This window comes from Atopobium sp. BS2 (assembly GCF_000565075.1).
GTDB lineage: Bacteria > Actinomycetota > Coriobacteriia > Coriobacteriales > Atopobiaceae > Lancefieldella.
Map to the genome: position 1 here is coordinate 1 of NZ_JDFG01000047.1, position 19,976 is coordinate 19,976.

At 47.8% G+C, this 19,976-nt stretch carries 12 protein-coding genes; 10 read left to right on the forward strand and 2 right to left on the reverse strand.

All coding sequences use genetic code 11. The annotated features are described in order from the left end of the window. Positions 1-401 precede the first annotated feature (401 nt). A complete protein-coding gene (gene ftsH / locus HMPREF1492_RS06260) occupies positions 402-2,336 on the reverse strand; it encodes an ATP-dependent zinc metalloprotease FtsH (protein WP_198014351.1) in 1,935 nt (644 codons plus the stop codon). Positions 2,337-2,802: 466 nt separating this feature from the next. On the opposite strand from ftsH, the gene ileS reads away from it, so the two are divergent. From ileS to HMPREF1492_RS06275, 3 genes are read left to right on the forward strand one after another with little or no spacing between them, the layout of a single operon-like run. Next, positions 2,803-5,601 carry an isoleucine--tRNA ligase gene (gene ileS / locus HMPREF1492_RS06265; protein WP_035428894.1) on the forward strand — a complete coding sequence of 933 codons (2,799 nt, stop codon included), beginning with the start codon at positions 2,803-2,805 and terminating at the stop codon, positions 5,599-5,601. After that, entirely contained in the window at positions 5,602-6,120 is a 519-nt protein-coding gene (gene lspA, locus HMPREF1492_RS06270) for a signal peptidase II (protein WP_035437122.1), read from the forward strand. Further along, on the forward strand, positions 6,113-7,123 hold the full coding sequence (locus HMPREF1492_RS06275) for an RluA family pseudouridine synthase (RefSeq protein WP_035437124.1): 1,011 nt from the start codon (positions 6,113-6,115) through the stop codon (positions 7,121-7,123). Before lspA ends, HMPREF1492_RS06275 begins: the two co-directional genes overlap by 8 nt. 5 nt (positions 7,124-7,128) lie before the next feature. Here the strand turns inward: HMPREF1492_RS06275 and HMPREF1492_RS06280 are convergent, their stop codons facing one another. Next, positions 7,129-7,950 (reverse strand): AraC family transcriptional regulator, encoded by an 822-nt coding sequence (locus HMPREF1492_RS06280; RefSeq protein WP_035437126.1) that lies wholly within the window; start codon positions 7,948-7,950, stop codon positions 7,129-7,131. A 192-nt stretch (positions 7,951-8,142) separates the two neighbouring features. Here HMPREF1492_RS06280 and HMPREF1492_RS06285 point away from each other — a divergent pair, with 192 nt between their 5' ends. From HMPREF1492_RS06285 to infB, 7 genes are all read left to right on the forward strand, one after another. Beyond that, a complete protein-coding gene (locus tag HMPREF1492_RS06285; protein WP_035437129.1) occupies positions 8,143-9,726 on the forward strand; it encodes an ABC transporter transmembrane domain-containing protein in 1,584 nt (527 codons plus the stop codon). A gap of 133 nt (positions 9,727-9,859) precedes the next feature. After that, complete coding sequence (locus HMPREF1492_RS06290) at positions 9,860-11,167, forward strand: glycosyltransferase family 2 protein (RefSeq protein ID WP_035437131.1); 1,308 nt, start codon at positions 9,860-9,862, stop codon at positions 11,165-11,167. A 75-nt stretch (positions 11,168-11,242) separates the two neighbouring features. Next, positions 11,243-12,766, forward strand: a complete 1,524-nt coding sequence (locus tag HMPREF1492_RS06295) for an IMP dehydrogenase (RefSeq protein WP_035437132.1) — start codon at positions 11,243-11,245, stop codon at positions 12,764-12,766. 75 nt (positions 12,767-12,841) lie between these two features. Beyond that, positions 12,842-15,415 carry a leucine--tRNA ligase gene (gene leuS / locus HMPREF1492_RS06300; RefSeq protein WP_035437134.1) on the forward strand — a complete coding sequence of 858 codons (2,574 nt, stop codon included), beginning with the start codon at positions 12,842-12,844 and terminating at the stop codon, positions 15,413-15,415. Between the two features lie 124 nt (positions 15,416-15,539). Further along, positions 15,540-16,034, forward strand: coding sequence for a ribosome maturation factor RimP (gene rimP / locus HMPREF1492_RS06305; RefSeq protein WP_035427694.1), 495 nt, complete (start codon positions 15,540-15,542; stop codon positions 16,032-16,034). A 16-nt stretch (positions 16,035-16,050) separates the two neighbouring features. Then, complete coding sequence (nusA, locus tag HMPREF1492_RS06310) at positions 16,051-17,292, forward strand: transcription termination factor NusA (protein WP_035427693.1); 1,242 nt, start codon at positions 16,051-16,053, stop codon at positions 17,290-17,292. Between the two features lie 43 nt (positions 17,293-17,335). Continuing rightward, positions 17,336-19,975, forward strand: a complete 2,640-nt coding sequence (gene infB, locus HMPREF1492_RS06315; RefSeq protein WP_035437138.1) for a translation initiation factor IF-2 — start codon at positions 17,336-17,338, stop codon at positions 19,973-19,975. Position 19,976: the final 1 nt, after the last annotated feature.

Here is a 19,976-nt window from a genome sequence, read left to right on the forward strand (position 1 = left end):
AATACCCCAATCATGCAGATTATCGTCATTAGGTGTGTAAAATGCCCGCATCTGAGCAGAATATCCGACTTAGGTGTGTTCCTTAGGTGCGGAATTTACCTATAGTTAAATCTTTTATATGACGCTATTCATTTTCTAGCATATTAGGTTAAGTTTATGCATAGAGATGAATATCGGGTAGTACGACCGCCTAGCTGCCTGGCTATCTTGATTAAGAATATGTCGATTCTTCAGCAGAACACAAGAAAGCTGCACTATTTTGTGCGCCAGGCCTAAAAGCCGACGCTAACACGCTACAGAATCATAATCACCCGCATATGAACTGCCTCCCATTTCTTATGTCCAAGAAATGGGAGGCAGTTCAGAATAGGCGGCCGTTTAATTTTACTTATGAGACAAAGTTACTCTGCTGAAGAAGTAGAGGAGCCTTCCTCATTGGTGTTCTCAACTACCGGTGCAAAGGTATTCTCACGTTTAAGGATGTTCATGAACTCCTCGCCGGTGATAGTTTCCTTCTTCTGCAGGTAGTGAGCAATTTCATGCAGCTTAAAGCGGTTCTCTTTAAGCGTCTGGAGTGCACGCTGGTGGCCCTCTTCAACAATGCGTCTAACTTCAGCATCGATCTCTTCAGCTGTTGCCTCAGAGCAGGTTAGGGAAGAGCCACCACCAAGGTAGCGACTTTGCTGCTGGCTGAGGGTAACCATGCCAAGTTTGTCAGACATGCCGTACTGCGTAACCATAGCGCGGGCAATTGCTGTTGCACGCTCAATATCGTTGGAAGCGCCATTGGTCATCTCGCCAAAGATAAGTTCTTCAGCAGCACGACCACCACAGAGAACAGCAATCTCATCCATTGCTTGGCTTTTGCTCATGAGATAACGTTCATCATCCTCAACCTGCATGGTAAAGCCAAGAGCTCCGCCAGTACGAGGAACAATGGTGATCTTGGTAACAGGAGCATCGTTTTTCTGGATGGCACCAACAATTGCATGGCCGGTCTCGTGATAAGCCACAACGTCCTTCTCGTGCTCAGAAAGAACAGTGTTCTTCTTCTTAGCGCCGGCAATAACAACGTCAACGGACTCAGCAAGGTCTTCGGTGGTAACACGACGACGACCAAAGCGAACAGCACGAAGAGCTGCCTCATTGATGATGTTTGCAAGGTCTGCACCGGATGCGCCTGGTGTGGACTTAGCAATAATAGAGAGGTCAACGCCTGGCTCCATCTTTACATCATTGGCGTGAATCTGAAGAACTGCCTCACGACCCTTAAGGTCTGGAAGCTCAACAGGAATACGGCGGTCAAAACGGCCAGGACGCAGAAGTGCCTTGTCCAAGGTCTCAGGGCGGTTAGTTGCTGCAAGAACAACAATACCCTTGTGGTTATCAAAGCCGTCCATCTCAGAGAGCAGCTGGTTTAAGGTTTGCTCACGCTCATCGTTGGAGTTGAGAGAAGCATCACGGCGCTTACCAACCGCATCAATCTCGTCAATAAAAATGATGCAAGGAGCCTTTTCATTTGCTTGCTTGAAGAGGTCACGGACTTTTGCAGCACCGCGTCCAACAAACATCTCAACAAACTCAGAGCCAGCAATCTGGAAGAAAGGAACGCCAGCCTCACCAGCAACTGCCTTAGCAATGAGGGTCTTACCAGTACCTGGAGGGCCTACAAGCAAGGCGCCACGAGGGCAGCGAGCACCAATCTCTTTGTACTTATCAGGAGTCTTAAGGAAGCTAACAATCTCTTGCATAGACTCTTTAGCCTCTTCTTGACCAGCTACGTCTTTAAACGTAATGCCTGTGTCTTCTCCCTTAATTTCTTTAGCGCTTGAGCGACCAAGATTGCCGCCAAGACCTCCAAAGCCGCCACCAAAGTTCATGGAAGGACCATCGTCACCCATGGCGCGTTTAAGGGATCGGTTGATAAAGTAGCCAATGCCCAAGAAGATGACAAGAGGGATTCCATACTGAATAAGGGCATAGAGCAGCATATTTGTAGAGTTGTCAGGAATAGAAGCCGAGAAATCAACTTTGTGATCTCTAAGCGTCTGAACCAGTGTTGCATCATTAGGGAACTGTGTGGTCTCAAAGACCTTCTCGGAATCTCCAGAGCCAGTTGTGAACCTAATGTTTCTGCTGCCCGTATTAAGGTCTACCTTGGTAACTTCATTATTGTCAACCTTGTTAAGGAACTCACTGTACGAGACAGTTTGTACCTGTTGACGCAGAAGTCCTGGTAATAATGTGTTGCTAAGCAGGAGATATACAAAGATGGCTACTGCAATATAGAGTAGCATCGACATAGATCTACGGTGCTTGTTATCGTTATTTGCCATACACGTCCCTTTACCTGTTTGGCTCAAATGTGATATGAGCTCACTTAGATATTGGAATTGTTTTACCCAATCTACATTTTTTATTTCTATAAAAATTTAAAATTTGGATTCCGCATAATTTGTTAAAAACGGTTTAAGCGTGTGTATTACTTAGTTCAATGAGTGCAAGACGTGGTAGTATTACTTACACAAGCTGTGATGAGGACAGTAGCTGGGTAGCGCAAATCTCAAGCGAGCGGAGTTGGTGGAAGTCCGCATTTGCGTCCGTGTGAACATCACCTCGGAGCTGCAGTTCAAACGTACAGGTTTTTGTACTAGTAGATGCTGCCGGAAATGGTCGCCGTGACAGGCCAGCCGAGTAAACGGACATATCCGTCGCTGGGTGGTTACAACGAAGTGTATTGTGGCGCTTCGTCCCAGCTGTGAGGGACGGGCGCTTTATTTGTGCCCAGAAAGGTTGTGCTTGATGGCAAACGAGTACAAAAAGACCACCAACCTGCCAAACACAGGTTTTCCTATGCGCGCATCACTTGCGCAGAACGAGCCTCAGCGTTTGGCTGATTGGGACCAAAACAACGTCTATGAGCTCCTGATGAAGAAGAATGAGGGACATGACAAGTTTGTCCTTCATGATGGACCTCCTTATGCAAACGGTCCAATTCACCTGGGTCACGCACAGAATAAGATTTCCAAGGACATCATCAACCGCTATAAGGCTATGCAGGGCTTCCAGACTCCTTATGTTCCTGGTTGGGACTGCCATGGTCAGCCAATCGAGCACAAGGTTGAGCAGATGCTTGGCACAGAGAAGTTCAATCAGTTATCTACCGAGAAGATCCGTGAGCTCTGCCGCAAGATGGCGGTTGAGCAGGTAGATACCCAGCGTCAGGGTTTTAAGCGCCTTGGTGTTTTGGGCGAGTGGGATAACCCTTATCTCACTTACGTCAACGATTACGACGCAACTGATGTTGAGATCTTCAAGGCAATCTACGACAAGGGCTCTGTGTATAGAGGTACCAAGCCTGTTCACTGGTGTACTCATGACCACACTGCTCTCTCTGAGGCAGAGATTGAGTATCACGATGTCACCTCTACTGCAATCTTTGTTCGCTTTGAGCTAACTACGGTTCCTGAGGGTCTTGAGGCTTACGCAGGTAAGACTTGGGTAGACATCTGGACTACAACTCCATGGACATTGCCTGCTGACGAGGCAGTTATTCTGCACCCTGAGGCTAACTATGTTGCTCTTGAGCTTCCTGATGGACACGTAGAGATTGTTGCTGAGGCTCTTGCAGAGAAGGCTGCTGCCAAGTTTGGCTATACCGATTGGAAGCTTGCTCAGGACTCAGAGGGCAACACCTGGAAGAGAACTGGTGTTGAGCTTGCAGGCAATGAGTATAAGCAGCCAATCTTTGGTGACCTTGGTAACACTGGTAAATTTATCTATGCAGAGTACGTTACCCTTGACGACGGTACTGGTGTTGTTCACTCTGCACCTGGTCATGGCGTAGACGACTATAACGCTGGTGTTCGCTTTGATATTCCACAGACTATGCCTGTTGATGATGACGGCCACTTCTTCAAAGGTGACGGTCAGGGCACTGGTGGCCCCTTCTCTGGTATGGAGGTCAATGAGGCTAACCCTGTCATTGTTCAGTGGCTCAAAGACCGTGGAACGCTCATTCTTGCAGAAGAGATTACCCACAGCTATCCACACTGCTGGCGTTGTAAAGAGCCCGTTATCTTCCGTGCAACAAGCCAGTGGTTTGTCTCCATGGATAAGACCGGCCTGCGTCAGCAGGCAGCAGAGGAGCTTACAAAGGTTAAGTTCTATCCTGCAAATGCGGTTAAGCGTATTGGCTCCATGGTTGAAGGTCGTCCTGACTGGTGCATTTCCAGGCAGCGTAACTGGGGTGTTCCAATCCCTGCTTTCACCTGCGAGGATTGCGGTGAAACCGTTATCAATGACCAGACACTTGACGCTGTCATCAAGCTTTTCCGCGAGAAGGGCTCTGATGCTTGGTTCACCGACGATCCTAAGACCTATTTAGGCGACGCTTGCGTCTGCCCTAAGTGTGGCGGCCACAATCTCAAGGCAAACAAGGATATTTTGGACGTTTGGTGGGATTCTGGTGTTTCTCACACTGCTGTCTGCAAACACCGTCCAAACCTTAAGTTCCCAGCTGATATGTATCTTGAGGGCTCCGACCAGCACCGTGGTTGGTTCATGAGTTCTCTCATGACTTCTGTTGGAGCTTACGGAGTTGCTCCTTACAAGTCCGTTGTCTCACAGGGCTTTACGCTTGATGGCCAGGGACGAAAGATGAGTAAGTCTTTGGGCAATGTCATTGATCCAAATGCAGTTTGTGCTGAGCGTGGCGCAGACGTCCTACGCCTTTGGGTTGCTTCTGTTGACACTTCAACTGACGTTCCTTGCGATGACGCCATTCTTTCCCAGGTAGGCGATGCATACCGTAGGTTCAGAAATACCCTGCGCTTCCTTCTTGGCGAGCTCGAGGGCCAGTTTGATCCTGCTACCGATGCAGTTGCTGTAGCGGACCTTGAAGAGTACGACCGTCTTGTTCTTGCACGTATGTGCGAGGTTCATGCTGCAGTCACTGAGGCTTACGAGGGATATCGCTTTAATAACGTCTTCCGTACCCTCTACGATTACATCATTGAGCTTTCCAACGGTTATTTGAACGCAACTAAGGACCGTATGTACTGTGATGCTGCAGATTCTGCAACACGCAGAAGCGCTCAGACTGTTTGGGCAGAGATTCTCTCCATGCTTGTTCATGACCTGCAGCCAATTCTGGTTTACACCACCGACGAGGCTATGCAGTTCCTGCCAGAGTCTATGCGTGACGGTCAGAAGTACGCAGCTCTTCTCGACTGGTATAAGGCTCCTATGAGCACTGACGAGTACACTGCACTGCTTCCTGCATATCAGGTACTGGTTGATGCTCGCGCCGCATACACTAAGGCATACGAGACCGCTCTTGAGGCAGGTGTTGTTACCGAGAAGACCACGCAGGCTACTCGTGCAGAGGTTACCCTTACCGCTGAGCAGGCTGCATCCATTTCTCATGCTGGCCTTGACTTTGCTGAGGCATTTGTCTGCTCTGAGGTTACTGTTTCTGAGGGCTCTGAGCTGAGCGTAAGCGTCTATCCTGCAAACGGCGAGCGCTGCGACCGTTGCTGGAACTATCGCGAGCTTGGTGAGGATCACCTTTGCCACCGCTGCCACGACGTTGTTGCGTAAATGAACACTGATCAGCAGCAACATACAACTCACACACTAGTGACCCGCCTTGCAGTTCTCTGCGGGGCGGGCGCTGTTGCCTGTGTGCTTGACCAGGTAACCAAGCTCTGGGTACGAACCTCAATTCCAGAGGGAACCGCAGTACCTTTTATCCCAGGTGTTATGGAGCTCTTCCACGTAAGTAACACCGGAGCGGCATTTTCTGTGGGCTCTGGAAACGCCCTCTTTTTTGTGGTTCTCACTGCCGTGGTTATCGCCGCACTTGTGGGCTTTGTAGTTCGCGAGAAGAACCTCCCGCTGCCGCTTATTGCGCTTTTGGGAGGCGTCGCAGGTGGCGGAATTGGTAACGCTATTGACCGTGTTTTGTATGGTCAGGTTACTGATTTCTTTGCTACAACGTTTGTTAATTTTGCAGTGTTTAATGTGGCGGATATCTTTGTAACCTGCGGCATTCTTATTGCTTTTGTGTACTGGATAATCTGGGACAAAAAGCAACAACAGGGTAGTGGCAATGAATGAGCGTATCGTTGACATACTAGTTGGACCAGAAGGGGACGGCGTCAGATTAGATGCGTTCCTTTCTGCCCAAGATACACTTCCCTCAAGAAGTGCCTGCGCAAAGCTGGTAGAAGAGGGAAGAGTAACCATCAACGCTACGCTGGCTACCTCTAAGTCAGAAAAACTCATGTTGGGCGATAGGCTCTTAGTGTCTCTTCCAGACGCACAGCCTCAAACGGGACTTTTACGTCCAAACCCAGACATTCCCCTTGATATTCGCTTTGAGGACCAGTACCTCATAGTGCTCTCCAAGCAGATTGGCCTTGTTTGCCATCCATCACCTGGCCACGTTGATGACACCCTGGCAAATGCCCTGGTAGCCCACTGTGGCTACGAACACCTAGGAATGCTTCAGGGAGAAGAACGTCCTGGTATTGTGCATCGCCTTGATATGGATACGTCTGGTCTTATGCTGGCAGCAAAGTCAGACGAGGCGCAAAAGGCTCTTCAAGACCTCATTAGGCTGCGCGTGCTTGATCGACGCTACATTGTGTTGGTGCAAGGCTATGTTGCCCACGATTCTGGCACCATTGAAACGGGCATTGCTCGCTCAACGCGAGACCGTCTCAAAATGACCGTATCAAACGCGCCTGGCGCACGAGAGGCCATTACCACCTTTAGAACGCTTGAGCGCTTTGAAGCGGGCAGAAAAGGCGAGGGCTACTCGCTTCTTGAGTGCCATCTCTATACAGGTCGTACACATCAGATTAGAGTTCACATGCGCCACATTGGCCATCCTGTTGTTGGCGATCAGCTTTATGGCAAAAAAGATACAAGCCTTAACCTTGGACTTAACAGACAGTTTTTACACTCCTGGCATGTTCAGTTTGAGCACCCTTTTACGGGCGAGAATATCGTGGTAGCAGACACACTACCAAAAGACCTGCAAGAAGCCCTACTCTCTCAGAGCACTATGTCTATGGGAAGGACTTCTGTAGGAGATGAGATTTGTCCACAGTTGTAATATGACTAAAAAGTTTCGCTTCTCATTTCACGTGGTGTAAGAGAAAAGTAGCCCTTAAATTTCCTATAAAACTCTGTTGTTCCACCATAGCCAATCATTGAAGAAATAGTAGAGACAGGCAATTTGGTATGAATTAACAGCGTTTTTGCTCGTTCCATTCTTTGTTCTAAAACAAGTTCAGAAAAAGTCTTGCCACATTTTTGTCTGAGAAGTTCAGAGAGATAAGTTGGTGTATATGAGTATTTTCCTGAAAGTTTAGCAAGTGTAATACTTTCTGAATGAGCAGTAATTTCATTAAGGATAAGAGCAACCGTCTCATTAGTGTTACCTGGAGTGAACGTATAGTGAGCATCAGGAGAAAGGCAGGTAATAAGCGCTATAAGTAAGGAAGTAACAATAGCTTCCCAATTTGGTTTTCTCTCGGAATAGGTAATGATTATCTGAGTATAAAGTGCATAAATTTGTTCAATATCAGCTGGATGAATATTTTGCGGCAGTGTATTTTTATTTGATATAAGGTTTGTAGTAAAAGTAAAGAAATCTTCTGATGAAGGCATTAGAAAGAAAAGAAAACTTCCAAAATAGTTTTTACGAGCAAGTATTGAGAGACTCACAATGTCGTCTCCATAAGGTTTTGTAGAAAATTGACCTAAATTTGCTAAATCAAAAGCAGAAGTGAGTGTAAAAAATCCTCTGATATGAGGGTTAGCAGACTCTTCTGTTTCGTAGTGTGCACTCAAAATGACATTTGAAGCGTCACCTTGAGCAAGAGAATTCCCATTGGCAAGTATATTTTGAAGTGCTTGAGTTAGTCGCTTTTCGCTCATAATCAGTCTTTCAACGATGTTTTCCTGCGTCAAATTATAGGGTGATAACGCGATTTTATACGAGAAACCCGCCTTTAACCTTAAAGAATCTATTAAGTTCTTATTCTACAAGTGCAGGTAATTACTGTTTTGGAAAGGAGACTGAATTACTTACTGCGTTTTTAAGCTAATGATGTTTTGGGAATGATGAGTATGAATAAACGTCTCTCTCACTTATTTGTTATACGAAAACATATGCTTCTATCTGCCCTTGGTTTGGCAATTGGATATATTGCTGTTGCGATGCTGGGTATTTTTACAGGCGATTTAATTGATAGTATGCTTAATGTGCAAGCTGTTGACGGTGTTTGGCAAAAGCTAGGGCTGTTGTTGTTCCTTTCGCTTGTAACGCTTTGCTTAAGCTTTTTTCTCACTGTTTGGATTCCACAAAAGCTCAATTTAGAAGCTGCGGTTGCTAGTTCTGAGGTAGCGATATCGGAATTCTTAAAGATGTCTCTTCGTGTTTTTTCAAAAAAGAAAACCGGACACTATCTTAATGTAGTTACTATGGCGGCTTTTGTCTTCAGTGGTGTTCAAATTGCAGTAAGCGTTGAATTTCTAGGTGGTCTTTTAGCAGTTATTGTTTTGGCAATTGTGGCGTTTACGGTAAATCCATGGATTGGTTTGCTTGTCTTGCTTTATATCCCTTTTTACTTGGTGATTATTGATTATCCGAGCAAGAAAACAAATGAGATTTTGACTGAGTCAATGAAAAACCGAGAAGGCTGGCTGGATATCGGCAGGCGCATAATTGAGGAAAAACTCTCGATTAATGTGCTACGAGCAGAGAACTATTTTGAAAATGCTTATGAGGCGGCTAACGATGAGTATTTCCTCTATGTAAAAAGAAGTAGTTTTTTCAGTGCTTTATCAAAGAATCTTCCATCGGCGCTTTCAAATTTCACGCAAGTCGTAGCCATAATTACAGGCGTTATGCTGCTTTCTATAGGTCAGATGAGTGTTGGAGAGATTTTATCTGCCTATCTGATTTTGTCAGTATTGAGCGAACCGCTTGATACGGTTTGTTCTGTTAAAAGCTCATATCTTGCTGCAAAAGCGGATATTGATGTTTATCTTGAGCACGAGAAAGAATCCCAAGAGCCTTCAGGTTATGAGAAGCTTTGGAACTCTTCACTTAAACCAGCTGTAAAGATAGGAGAGGGAACTCTTTTAGCTACTCCAGAAGGACCAGAACTTTTCCATACACAAGCTCTCAGCATTCCACAAGGATCTCTCGTGGTGGTAAGAGGTTCCAATGGCTCAGGCAAGTCTTCTTTCGTAGATCTTTTGGCAGGCTGCTCTGATCCATCGCTATTCAGTGGTGATATAGAGCTTTCGGATGATCTTAAAGACTGTTCTCGTTTTGCTCGTCCGGTACCTCTTGTAGAAGGAAGCCTTGCTGACAATATGTTTGGAGAAAAGATCGATCGTACGGTTTACAACTTGCTCAATTTTTCCTCTCTTGAGACGCATGCTTTTGACGGAAAAGAGGAGTCCGTTTCTTTGGGTGAGCGACAAAAAATTGGTCTTTTGAGAGCTCTATCCAGAAAACAAGGGGCACTTGTTTTGGATGAACCTCTACAGAATTTAGATGCGCCAACAGCTCAGAGGCTTTGTAGATATCTCGCAAACCTCAAAGGTAGGCGGACTGTCGTGGTGATTATACACTCCGATGAACTAGATCAAGAAGCGGACGTTCTTCTCGATATCCAAGACGGTCAATTGCATGTGCGTTGATGTGGGAGAAAAAATGGATTCAAAGGCATGGGCGCTTTGACCCTTTCGTTGCGCTAAGATTATAAGGTAATTGTTTATCGAGAGGTTTTGGCTGATAAAACATATTTGCCTTGAGTTTGGAGCGTAGGGATATATGCCATTGCAATTTAACAGACTCGGTATCACTCCAATCGTTGTTTTTAACTTTATTATCTGGCTTTTCTTTACGCTCGCATACTTTTATCAGATTGTGTACATTCTTCGTGTCTTAGTTAAAGGCGAGGTAAAACTTCCAGAGGCAAAAAAGCAGCACCGCTATGCCTTCTTTATTGCCGCCCACAATGAAGAGCCAGTTATTGGCAATCTTGTCAGATCCATTCTTTCTCAGGATTATCCTCGAGAGCTGATGGATGTCTTTGTTGTTGCAGATGCTTGTACCGATAAAACAGCTGAAGAAGCAAGAAAAGCCGGAGCAATTACTTGGGAGCGTAATGATCTTGCTCGTAAAGGCAAGAGCTGGGTTATGGATTACGGATTTGACCGCATTCTTAATGAGTACGGCGACAAATACGAGGCCTTCATTATTATGGACGCTGATAATCTGGTTTCTCCAAGCTACCTGAAGATTATGAACCAGGCTTTTGATGCAGGATATCTTGTCTGTACTAGCTATAGAAACTCAAAGAATTTTGATTCCAGCTGGGTAAGCTCTGCATACGCAACCTGGTTTATGCGCGAGGCAAAGTTCTTGAATAACGCCCGTATGATGATGGGTACTAGCTGCGCTGTTTCTGGTTCCGGCTGGATGGTTTCTTCTCGCATTATTAAAGGTATGCATGGATGGGATTTCCACACCCTCACCGAGGATATTCAATTCTCCACCTTCTGCAGTGCTCACAATATTCAAATTGGCTATGCACCTGCAGAATTCTTTGATGAGCAGCCTTTGACCTTCAAGGCATCGTGGACACAGCGTATGCGTTGGACAAAAGGCTTTTATCAGGTGTTCTTCTCGTATGGTTTTGATCTTATTAAGGGTATTTTTAAGGGTCAGTTTGCTTCATACGATATGCTCATGACTATTGCGCCAGGCATGATTTTGACACTGCTTTCAGCCTTTATTAATGGTACTTACATGCTAGTTGGCTATTTGAGCCACGGCTTCGTTGCTACTGACGCAGAGATTGCTATGAGTGTGGGATCTTTGGTCATGACGGTCTTCTCGATGTATGTGGTCTTCTTTATTCTGGCGCTTATTACCACCATCTCGGAGTACAAGCATTTCCATGTAAAGAAGAAATGGCGTATTTTTACCAATCTCTTCACGTTCCCTATTTTTATGATGACGTATATCCCAATTACCGTTGCGGCTTTGTTTAAAAAGGTTGAGTGGGTTCCTACAAAACATGACATTGCTGTTAACTTTGAGGATGTTATTGCTTCAAGTGGGAGTTCAAATTAAATAATTAACTCCACTGGTGGTACAATGCCAAAACACGTTGAGCATGACCGGTAGGTCAGGAGGGAGCCAAAAACAATGGCAAAGTTCTTCGAAGGCGAATCACACACATTTTCTGAGTACCTTTTGGTTCCTGGCTATTCATCAGCTGAGAATATCCCTGCAAATGTTTCTTTGAAGACTCCTCTGGTAAAGTTTAAACGTGGCGAGAAAAGCGCAATTGAGCTCAACATTCCTATGGTATCTGCAGTAATGCAGTCAGTTTCTGGTCCTCGTCTGGCAATTGCCTTGGCCCAGCAGGGCGGCATTGCCTTTATTTATGGTTCTCAGTCCGCTGAGGATGAGGCTCAGATGGTTCGTGAGGTTAAGAGCTACAAGGCAGGCTTTGTAGTCTCCGATTCAACCCTTACTCCAGAAATGACCCTTGGTGAGGTGCTTGACCTTAAAGAGAAGACTGGTCACTCTACCATGCCTGTCACCGATGACGGCACTTCTCGCGGTAAGCTCGTGGGTATTGTTACCTCTCGTGATTATCGTCCTTCTCGCGATGATCGCTCTAAGCTTGTTTCTGAGTTTATGACCCCAGCTGATAAGCTTATTACGGCAGCTGAGGATACGACCCTTAAAGAGGCAAATGACATTATCTGGGACAACAAGCTCAACACCCTTCCAATTGTCGATAAGAACGGCCACCTGGTTAGCCTTGTATTCCGCAAGGATTATGATTCCCACAAGTCTGCTCCAGATGAGCTCCTTGATGACTCTAAGCGTTACATGGTTGGCGCTGGTATTAATACTCGTGACTATGAGACTCGTGTTCCTCTGCTTGTTGAGGCTGGTGCTGATGTTTTGTGCATCGACTCATCTGAGGGTTACTCCGAGTGGCAGAAGCGCACGCTTGAGTGGGTTCGTGCGACCTATGGTGATTCCGTCAAGATTGGCGCTGGTAACGTTGTAGACGCTGAGGGCTTCCGCTTCCTGGCAGAGGCTGGCGCTGACTTTATCAAGATTGGTATCGGCGGTGGTTCTATCTGCATTACTCGTGAACAGAAGGGTATTGGCCGTGGTCAGGCTACTTCTGTTATTGATGTTGCTCGCGCTCGCGATCAGTACTTTGAGGAGACAGGCGTCTATATTCCAATCTGCTCTGACGGCGGAATTGTCTACGATTACCACATGACCCTTGCTCTTGCTATGGGCTCTGACTTTATGATGCTTGGTCGCTACTTTGCTCGTTTTGATGAGAGCCCATCAGATCGCGTTATTGTCAACGGCTCCTACATGAAGGAGTACTGGGGCGAAGGCTCTGCTCGTGCTCGTAACTGGCAGCGCTACGACCTTGGAGGCAATAAGCGCGGTCTTTCCTTTGTTGAGGGCGTTGATTCCTACGTTCCATACGCGGGTCCTTTGAAGGACGGCGTTGAGGCTTCGCTTCTGAAGGTCAAGTCCACCATGTGCAACTGCGGCGCTCTTGACATCCCTGAGCTCCGCGATAAGGCAAAGATTACACTTGTCTCTTCAACTTCAATTGTTGAGGGTGGCGCACACGACGTCTTGCTGAAAGACTCAAACCAGCAGGTCAGTTACAATTTCCGTTCGTAGCTCACAGGATTTATGGACTACTGGCGTCACCAAGTATTTTGCTTGGTGACGCATCGCTATAAGAAAGGGGAACTCGTGGAAAACGAGGAAGTACAGAACGTAACCGATACAGGTGATTTTCCTGCCTACGACGCTGAGGCCATTGAAACTAAGTGGCAGCGCGTCTGGGAAGAGCAGAATCTTTACAAGACAGAAGAGGACAGCTCAAGGCCTAAAAAATACGTTCTAGAGATGTTCCCTTATCCTTCGGGCGATCTTCACATGGGTCATGCTCGTAACTACACCATTGGCGATGCTATGGCTCGTCAGGCTCGTATGCGTGGTTTTGATGTCTTGCATCCAATGGGCTTTGACGCCTTTGGTCTTCCTGCAGAAAACGCTGCTATTAAGCACAATACTCAGCCTTCTGTGTGGACCCATAAGAATATTGACCAGGCTGTAAAGACCATGTTCCGCATGGGCTTTGCCTACGATAAAGACCGCATGTTTAACACCTGCGACCCTGAGTACTACAAGTGGGGTCAGTGGATCTTCCTTAAGATGCTTGAGAAGGGCCTGGTATATCGCGCAACAAGCCCTGTTAACTGGTGCCCTAACGATAAGACCGTTCTTGCAAACGAGCAGGTAGTTAACGGTAAATGCTGGCGTTGTGGTGCAGTTCCAGAGAAGCGCGAGCTCTCCCAGTGGTACCTGCGCATCACTGATTACGCTCAGGAGCTCCTTGATGACCTTGATCAGCTTGAGGGCTGGCCAGAGCGTGTTCGCGCCATGCAGGCAAACTGGATTGGTCGCTCTGAGGGCGCAGAGATTGACTTTACCTTGGCAGATACTGACGGTGTCACACCAACTGATACCAAGATGACTGTCTTTACCACTCGCGCAGATACCATCTATGGCTGCACCTTCATGCTGCTTCCACCGGAGTCTAAGCTTGCTGCTGAGCTGGTAGGGGATTCAGAGTATAAGGCTGCTTTTGATGCTCTTCACGAGGAAGCCGTAAAGGTTTCTTCCATTGATCGCCAGGGCACAGATCGCGAGAAACACGGTGTATTCACCGGCCGTTACGCAATTAACCCTGTCACCGGACAGACCGTACCAATTTGGGTTGCCGACTACGTCCTTCTCGACTATGGTACTGGCGCTGTTATGGGTGTTCCATCAGGCGATAAACGCGACTTTGACTTTGCAAAGAAGTACGACCTGCCTATTGTTCCTATCATCTGTGAAGAGGGAACTGATATCTATGAGGAGCTCAAGGGAGTTTCTGATTACAAGGTAACCTCTGTTGACTGGGACGGACCAATGGATACCGTTGGTATTCTTGTTCAGTCTGGTCCTTTCACTGGACTTCGTGGCGGTAAGCATTCCGAGGCAGAAGAGGCAGTTGTTGCCTATCTGACCGAGCACAACGTTGGACGTAGAACTGTTCAGTTCCGCCTTCGTGACTGGCTCATCTCAAGGCAGCGTTACTGGGGCAATCCAATTCCAATGATTCATTGCGATTGCTGTGGTGACGTCCCAGTTCCTTATGATCAGCTCCCTGTTACGCTTCCAGACAATCTTGACCTGGCAGCAGGAGATACTCTTGCTGAGTGCAAGGAGTTTGTAGAGACCACCTGTCCTCAGTGCGGCAAGCCCGCCAAGCGTATCACTGATACCATGGACACTTTCACTTGCTCTAGCTGGTATTATCTGCGCTATTGCGATCCACACAACACCGAGCTTCCTTTCTCTAAGGAGTCAGTGGATCGCTGGATGCCGGTAGATAACTACATTGGCGGCATTGAGCACGCAATTCTGCACCTTCTGTATTCTCGTTTCTTTACTAAGGTCCTTCGTGACCTGGGCATGATTGCTATTGACGAGCCATTTAAGAACCTGATGACCCAGGGCATGGTCAAGGATGAGCACGGCGACACCATGTCAAAGTCAAAGGGCAACGTTGTACCTCCAAGCTCTGTCATTGAGCCTTACGGTGCAGATACGATGCGCCTTGCCATTCTCTTTGTTGCTCCACCAGAGAAGGATTTTGACTGGGACGAGAAGGTCGTTGCAGGTGCAAACCGCTTTATCAAGCGTGCTTGGCGTGTGGTTTGGGAACTCTCTCGCACCGCTGATGCTTCTGCCGTACTCGACCACACAGCTTTGGATGCAAAGTCGCTTGAGCTCAACCGCGTCCTCAATGCTATGGGAATCCGCTGCACCACTGAGTTTGACAAGGGTCAGTTCAACACTGCTATTTCTGCAGTCATGGAGCTGGTTAATGCGGCAAGCGCCTATATCAACGAGGTTCCTGCAGAGTCTAGAGATGCTGCACTTTGCTACAAGGTTGCAAATGATGTTGTTGCCATGCTGGCTCCAATTATTCCTCACTGGGCTGAGGAGCTTAGCCACGAGGCTCTGGGTAAAGACACGCCTGTCTATCACCAGCCTTGGCCAGAGTTTGACCCAGAGCAGGCAAAGAGCAATACCGTTGAAATTGCTGTTCAGCTTAAGGGTAAGGTCCGCGCTCGCATTGAGGTCTCTGCCGATGCTTCTGAGGAAGAGCTCACTGCAGCTGCAACTGAGGCTATTGCCGATCAGCTTGAGGGTAAAGAGATTAGAAAAGTCATTGTTGTTAAGGGCCGACTTGTGAATATCGTTGCCTAACAGCAAAAACACTTGACGAGAAGCCCTTTATCTCGTAAGATATCTCTAAACGTAGTTGTTATTAGTTGGAAGTGGGGTTGAGTTTTGACCCCGCTTCCTTTCTGTATGTAGATGAGGAGGTCAAATGCAAAACGAAGGTGCAACACAGAAAATCTTGTCCGCACTAGAGCAGGCTGCACTCAATCACCACATTGATATTGTTGATGTTGAGATTGTTGGTTCTTCTAAGAATCCTGTGGTCAGAGTAAGAATTGACCATGATGATGAGACAGCAGAGACCATTTCTCTTGATGAAGTTGCTCAAGAAACATCATGGATCTCAGAGACCATAGATGAGCTTGATCCATTCCCAGCATCATTTACCTTGGAGGTTTCTTCTCCAGGAATGGCACGTCCACTTCGTCGTGCAAAAGACTTTGAGCGCTTTGCGGGAGAAGAGATTCAGCTTCAGACTACTGCCACAGAGGGACGCCGTAAATTTACTGGTAAGCTCTTGGGCATTGAGGGTACAACCATCTCAATTCAGACAGAAGATGAGGTCTGTACTGTTGATTTGTCTGAGTTAAAGAAGTGCGTTATTAAACCAGTTTTTGATTTCTCGGCCTCAGCCAAGAAGTAGATAGAGAGGATTATTCATGGCATCTGAAATGATGGAAGCTTTGATGTTGCTTTGCCAGGAGAAGCACATCGATGAGTTGTATCTGCTGGATCGTTTGGAGCAGTCTCTGGCAAAAAGCTATGCTGACGTCCTCCACCTTGATTTTGGCGCTCGTGTCACCATTGATAGGGCAACTGGCCGTGTTTACGTCTATGAGCTTGTTCCTAAGGGTGAGCCAGACGAGGAGACTGGTGAGTACACAGAGTTTGATGAGGTAGACGTAACTCCTCCAGACACAAGCCGTATTGCCGCTCAGCATGCTAAGGCAGAGATCAAGACACTTGTACGCAATGCCGCCCGTGCACAGATTTATGATGAGTTCCGCGGTCGTATTGGTGACATCATCACTGGTACTGTTCTTCAGTCCACTCCTGATTTCACTATCATTAAGATTCGTGAGGGTGTTGAGGCAGAGCTTCCACACTTTGACCAGCGTCGTTTCCCTGATGAGCGCGATGAGCGTCCAGCAGGCGAGCGCTACCTTCACAACCAGCGCATCAAGGCAATTATCGTTGACGTCCGCGATCCTAATGCAACTCAGCCAGCAGTTCGTGGTGAGCGTCAGCGTCCACCAATTGTTGTTTCTCGTACTCATCCAGATCTTATCCGTCGCCTTTTTGAGCTTGAGGTTCCAGAAGTTTATGACGGTGTTGTAAGCATTCGCTCCATTGCTCGCGAGGCTGGCGTCCGTTCTAAGATTGCTGTCTCTTCCGTTGATGAGCGCCTTGATCCAGTTGGTGCTTGTGTTGGTCCTAAGGGCAGCCGTGTTCGCACCGTAGTCTCTGAGCTCCGTGGAGAGCGCGTTGACGTTGTGCCTTGGTTTGACGATGCTGCTCGTTGCGTTGCATCTGCGCTTTCACCTGCACGTGTTTCTCGCGTTATTGTCGATGGCGCTACGGGACACGCAACCGTTATTGTCCCTGATGACCAGCTGTCTTTGGCTATTGGTAAAGAGGGCCAGAACGCTCGCCTTGCCGCTCGTCTGACTGGCCTTCACATTGACATCAAGAACGAGTCCCTTGCTGCAAGCATTTTGAACAACCTTCCTGAGGTTGTTGAAGAGACTGTTGACGAGGAAGAGATTGCTCATCGTTGCAAGTATGTGAGCCCTAACGGAACTCCTTGCCGCAATATGGCAAGACCTGGTTCTGATTTCTGTGGCATTCATGATGACATGGAGAATGCAGAGATTTCTTCCGATCCAGACTCACTGATCTAGGCAACTACCTGTAACTATCCCGTCAACCGGAAGGTTTTCATATATGGCAAAAATGCGTGTACATGACCTTGCCAAAGAATATGGTATGCAGAGCAAAGAATTGCTCGAGCACCTTGCGGACATGAAGATTCCTGCAAAGTCTGCTTCTTCTACGCTTGAAGATGCATATATTTCTATTGTTCGTAAGAAACTCCAGCCTATTATGGAGGCTCGTGCCGCTGAAATCGCAGCTCAGAAGGCTGCTGAGGAAGAGGCTGCTGCCAAAGAGGCAAAGGCTGCTGCAGAGGCAGCAGAGGCTGAGCGTCTTGCTGCAGAGGCAAGGCGTGAAGCTGAGCGTGCAGAGGAAGAGAAGAAGCGCGCAAAAGAAGAGGCTGCTCGTAAGAAAGAAGAGGAGCGCCGCCGCGCTGAGGAAGAGAAGAAGCGTCTTGAGGCCGAAGAGGCTGAGCGTAATCGCGTAAAAGACACTGCTCCTAAGGCTGCTCCTTCCTTCAATAACCTGCTTGATCAGATTGCTCAGCAGGAAGAGGTTTTGAAACAGCAGGCTGCAGAGTCCGCTGCTCAGAAGAAGGCCGAGAAGGGACCAAGAAATCACGCTCGCGCTAATGCAAGCGAGGCAAGTGGTGCTCCTTCTCGTCATAACTTCAAGAATGAGCGCGATGACGCCTCCATGTCTGACGAGCGTCCAAATGGTAAGCGCAAGAAGAACCGTCGTGGCGGAGATGACGGAGAAGACCGTTATAGCCGTATGGCGCGTGAGGCTGAGGCTTACAACAGAAGCCGCGTTTTGGATGAGGCTCGCGTTGCTATTGAAGAGGCAAGCCGTGAGTCCACTGGTCGCCGTAAAAAGCGTAAAGAGCGTCGTCAGAAGCAGGCTGCAGAGGCTGCTATGGAGCAGCGTATTGAGGAAGCACTCGCAAACGACCAGGATATTTCCCAGCTTGATACTGTAAAGGTTCCTCAGGGCTCTACTGTCTCTGAACTTGCTGAGCTTCTTGGCGTTCCTGCAAATGACATCATTAAGCGCCTGTTCCTGCTTGGCAATCCTTTGACGCTTACAGAGACTATGTCTGATGAGCTTATTGAGATTGTTGCTGATGACCTTGGCCGCCAGATTAAGATCATGTCCAAGGAGGAGGAGAATTCCTTCACCTTCTACGATGATCCTAAGGACTTGAAGCCACGTCCTCCAGTAGTTACCGTCATGGGTCACGTTGACCACGGTAAGACATCGCTTCTGGACGCAATCCGTCACACTGGCGTTGCAGCTGGCGAGGCTGGTGGTATTACACAGGCAATCGGTGCTTCTCAGGTCACCATTAACGGCCGTGAGATTACCTTCATCGATACCCCAGGTCACGAGACCTTTACCGCAATGCGTGCTCGTGGTGCAAAGGTTACCGATATTGTCATCTTGATTGTTGCTGCAGACGACGGTGTTATGCCTCAGACCATTGAGTCTATCAACCACGCAAAGGCTGCTGGTGTTCCAATTGTTGTTGCAGTCAACAAGATTGATAAGCCAGGCGCAGATCCTACCCGTGTCCGTCAGGAGCTCACCGAGTACGGTGTTATTCCTGAGGAGTGGGGCGGACAGAACATGTTTGTTGACATCTCCGCTAAGCAGAATTTGGGCATCGACGATCTTCTCGAGACCATTCTTTTGCAGGCAGATGTCCTTGAGCTGAAGGCAAACCCAGACACCTTTGCTTCTGGTAACGTTCTTGAGGCTAAGCTTGACCGCGGTCGCGGTTCTGTTGCTACTGTTTTGGTTACACGCGGTACACTCCACATCGGCGATGCTCTTGTTGCTGGTATGGCCTTTGGTCGCGTCCGTGCAATGCTTGATCCTAAGGGCAACGCAGTCACTACCGCAGGTCCTTCTGACGCAGTTGAGATTCTTGGTCTGCAGACCGTTCCTGGCGCAGGCGATGAGTTCCGTGTCTTCCAGGAGGAGCGCGACGCTCGTGAGCTTGCTGATCAGCGTGCTCTTAAGGCTCGTATTGAGGAGCAGAACCGTGTTAAGCACGTTACCCTTGAGAACCTCTTTGACACCATGGCTGACCGTGACGTCAAGGAACTCAACCTCATCATCAAGGCTGATGTTCAGGGCTCCATCGAGGCTCTCCAGGACTCCTTGGATAAGATGGACCAGTCTGAGGTTCGTATCAGCACCATCCACTCCGCTGTTGGTGGAATCACCGAGACTGACGTTGTTCTCGCTGATGCATCCAACGCAATCATCATTGGCTTTGGTGTCCGTCCAGATGCAAAAGCCAAGCTTGCTGCAGAGCGCGTAGGCGTTGAGATTAGAACCTATAGCGTTATCTACAAGGCAATCGAAGAGATTGATGCTGCTCGTATTGGTATGCTTAAGCCAACTGAGCAGGAAGTTCAGACCGGCGTTGCTGAGGTCCGCGATACCTTCAAGGTTCCTAAGGTTGGTATTGCTGCAGGCTGCATGATTTCTGAGGGCGAGATTTCTCGCGACGATAACATCCGCCTCATTCGTGACGGCTTTGTTGTCTATGATGGAAAGATTGCATCGCTCAGGCGCTTTAAAGACGACGTTAAGAGCGTTAAATCCGGCTACGAATGCGGTATTGGCCTTGAGAACTTCCAGGACATCAAGCCTGGCGACCAGCTTGAGGGCTATCGCATTGAGCAGGTGGCTCGTACCGAGTAAG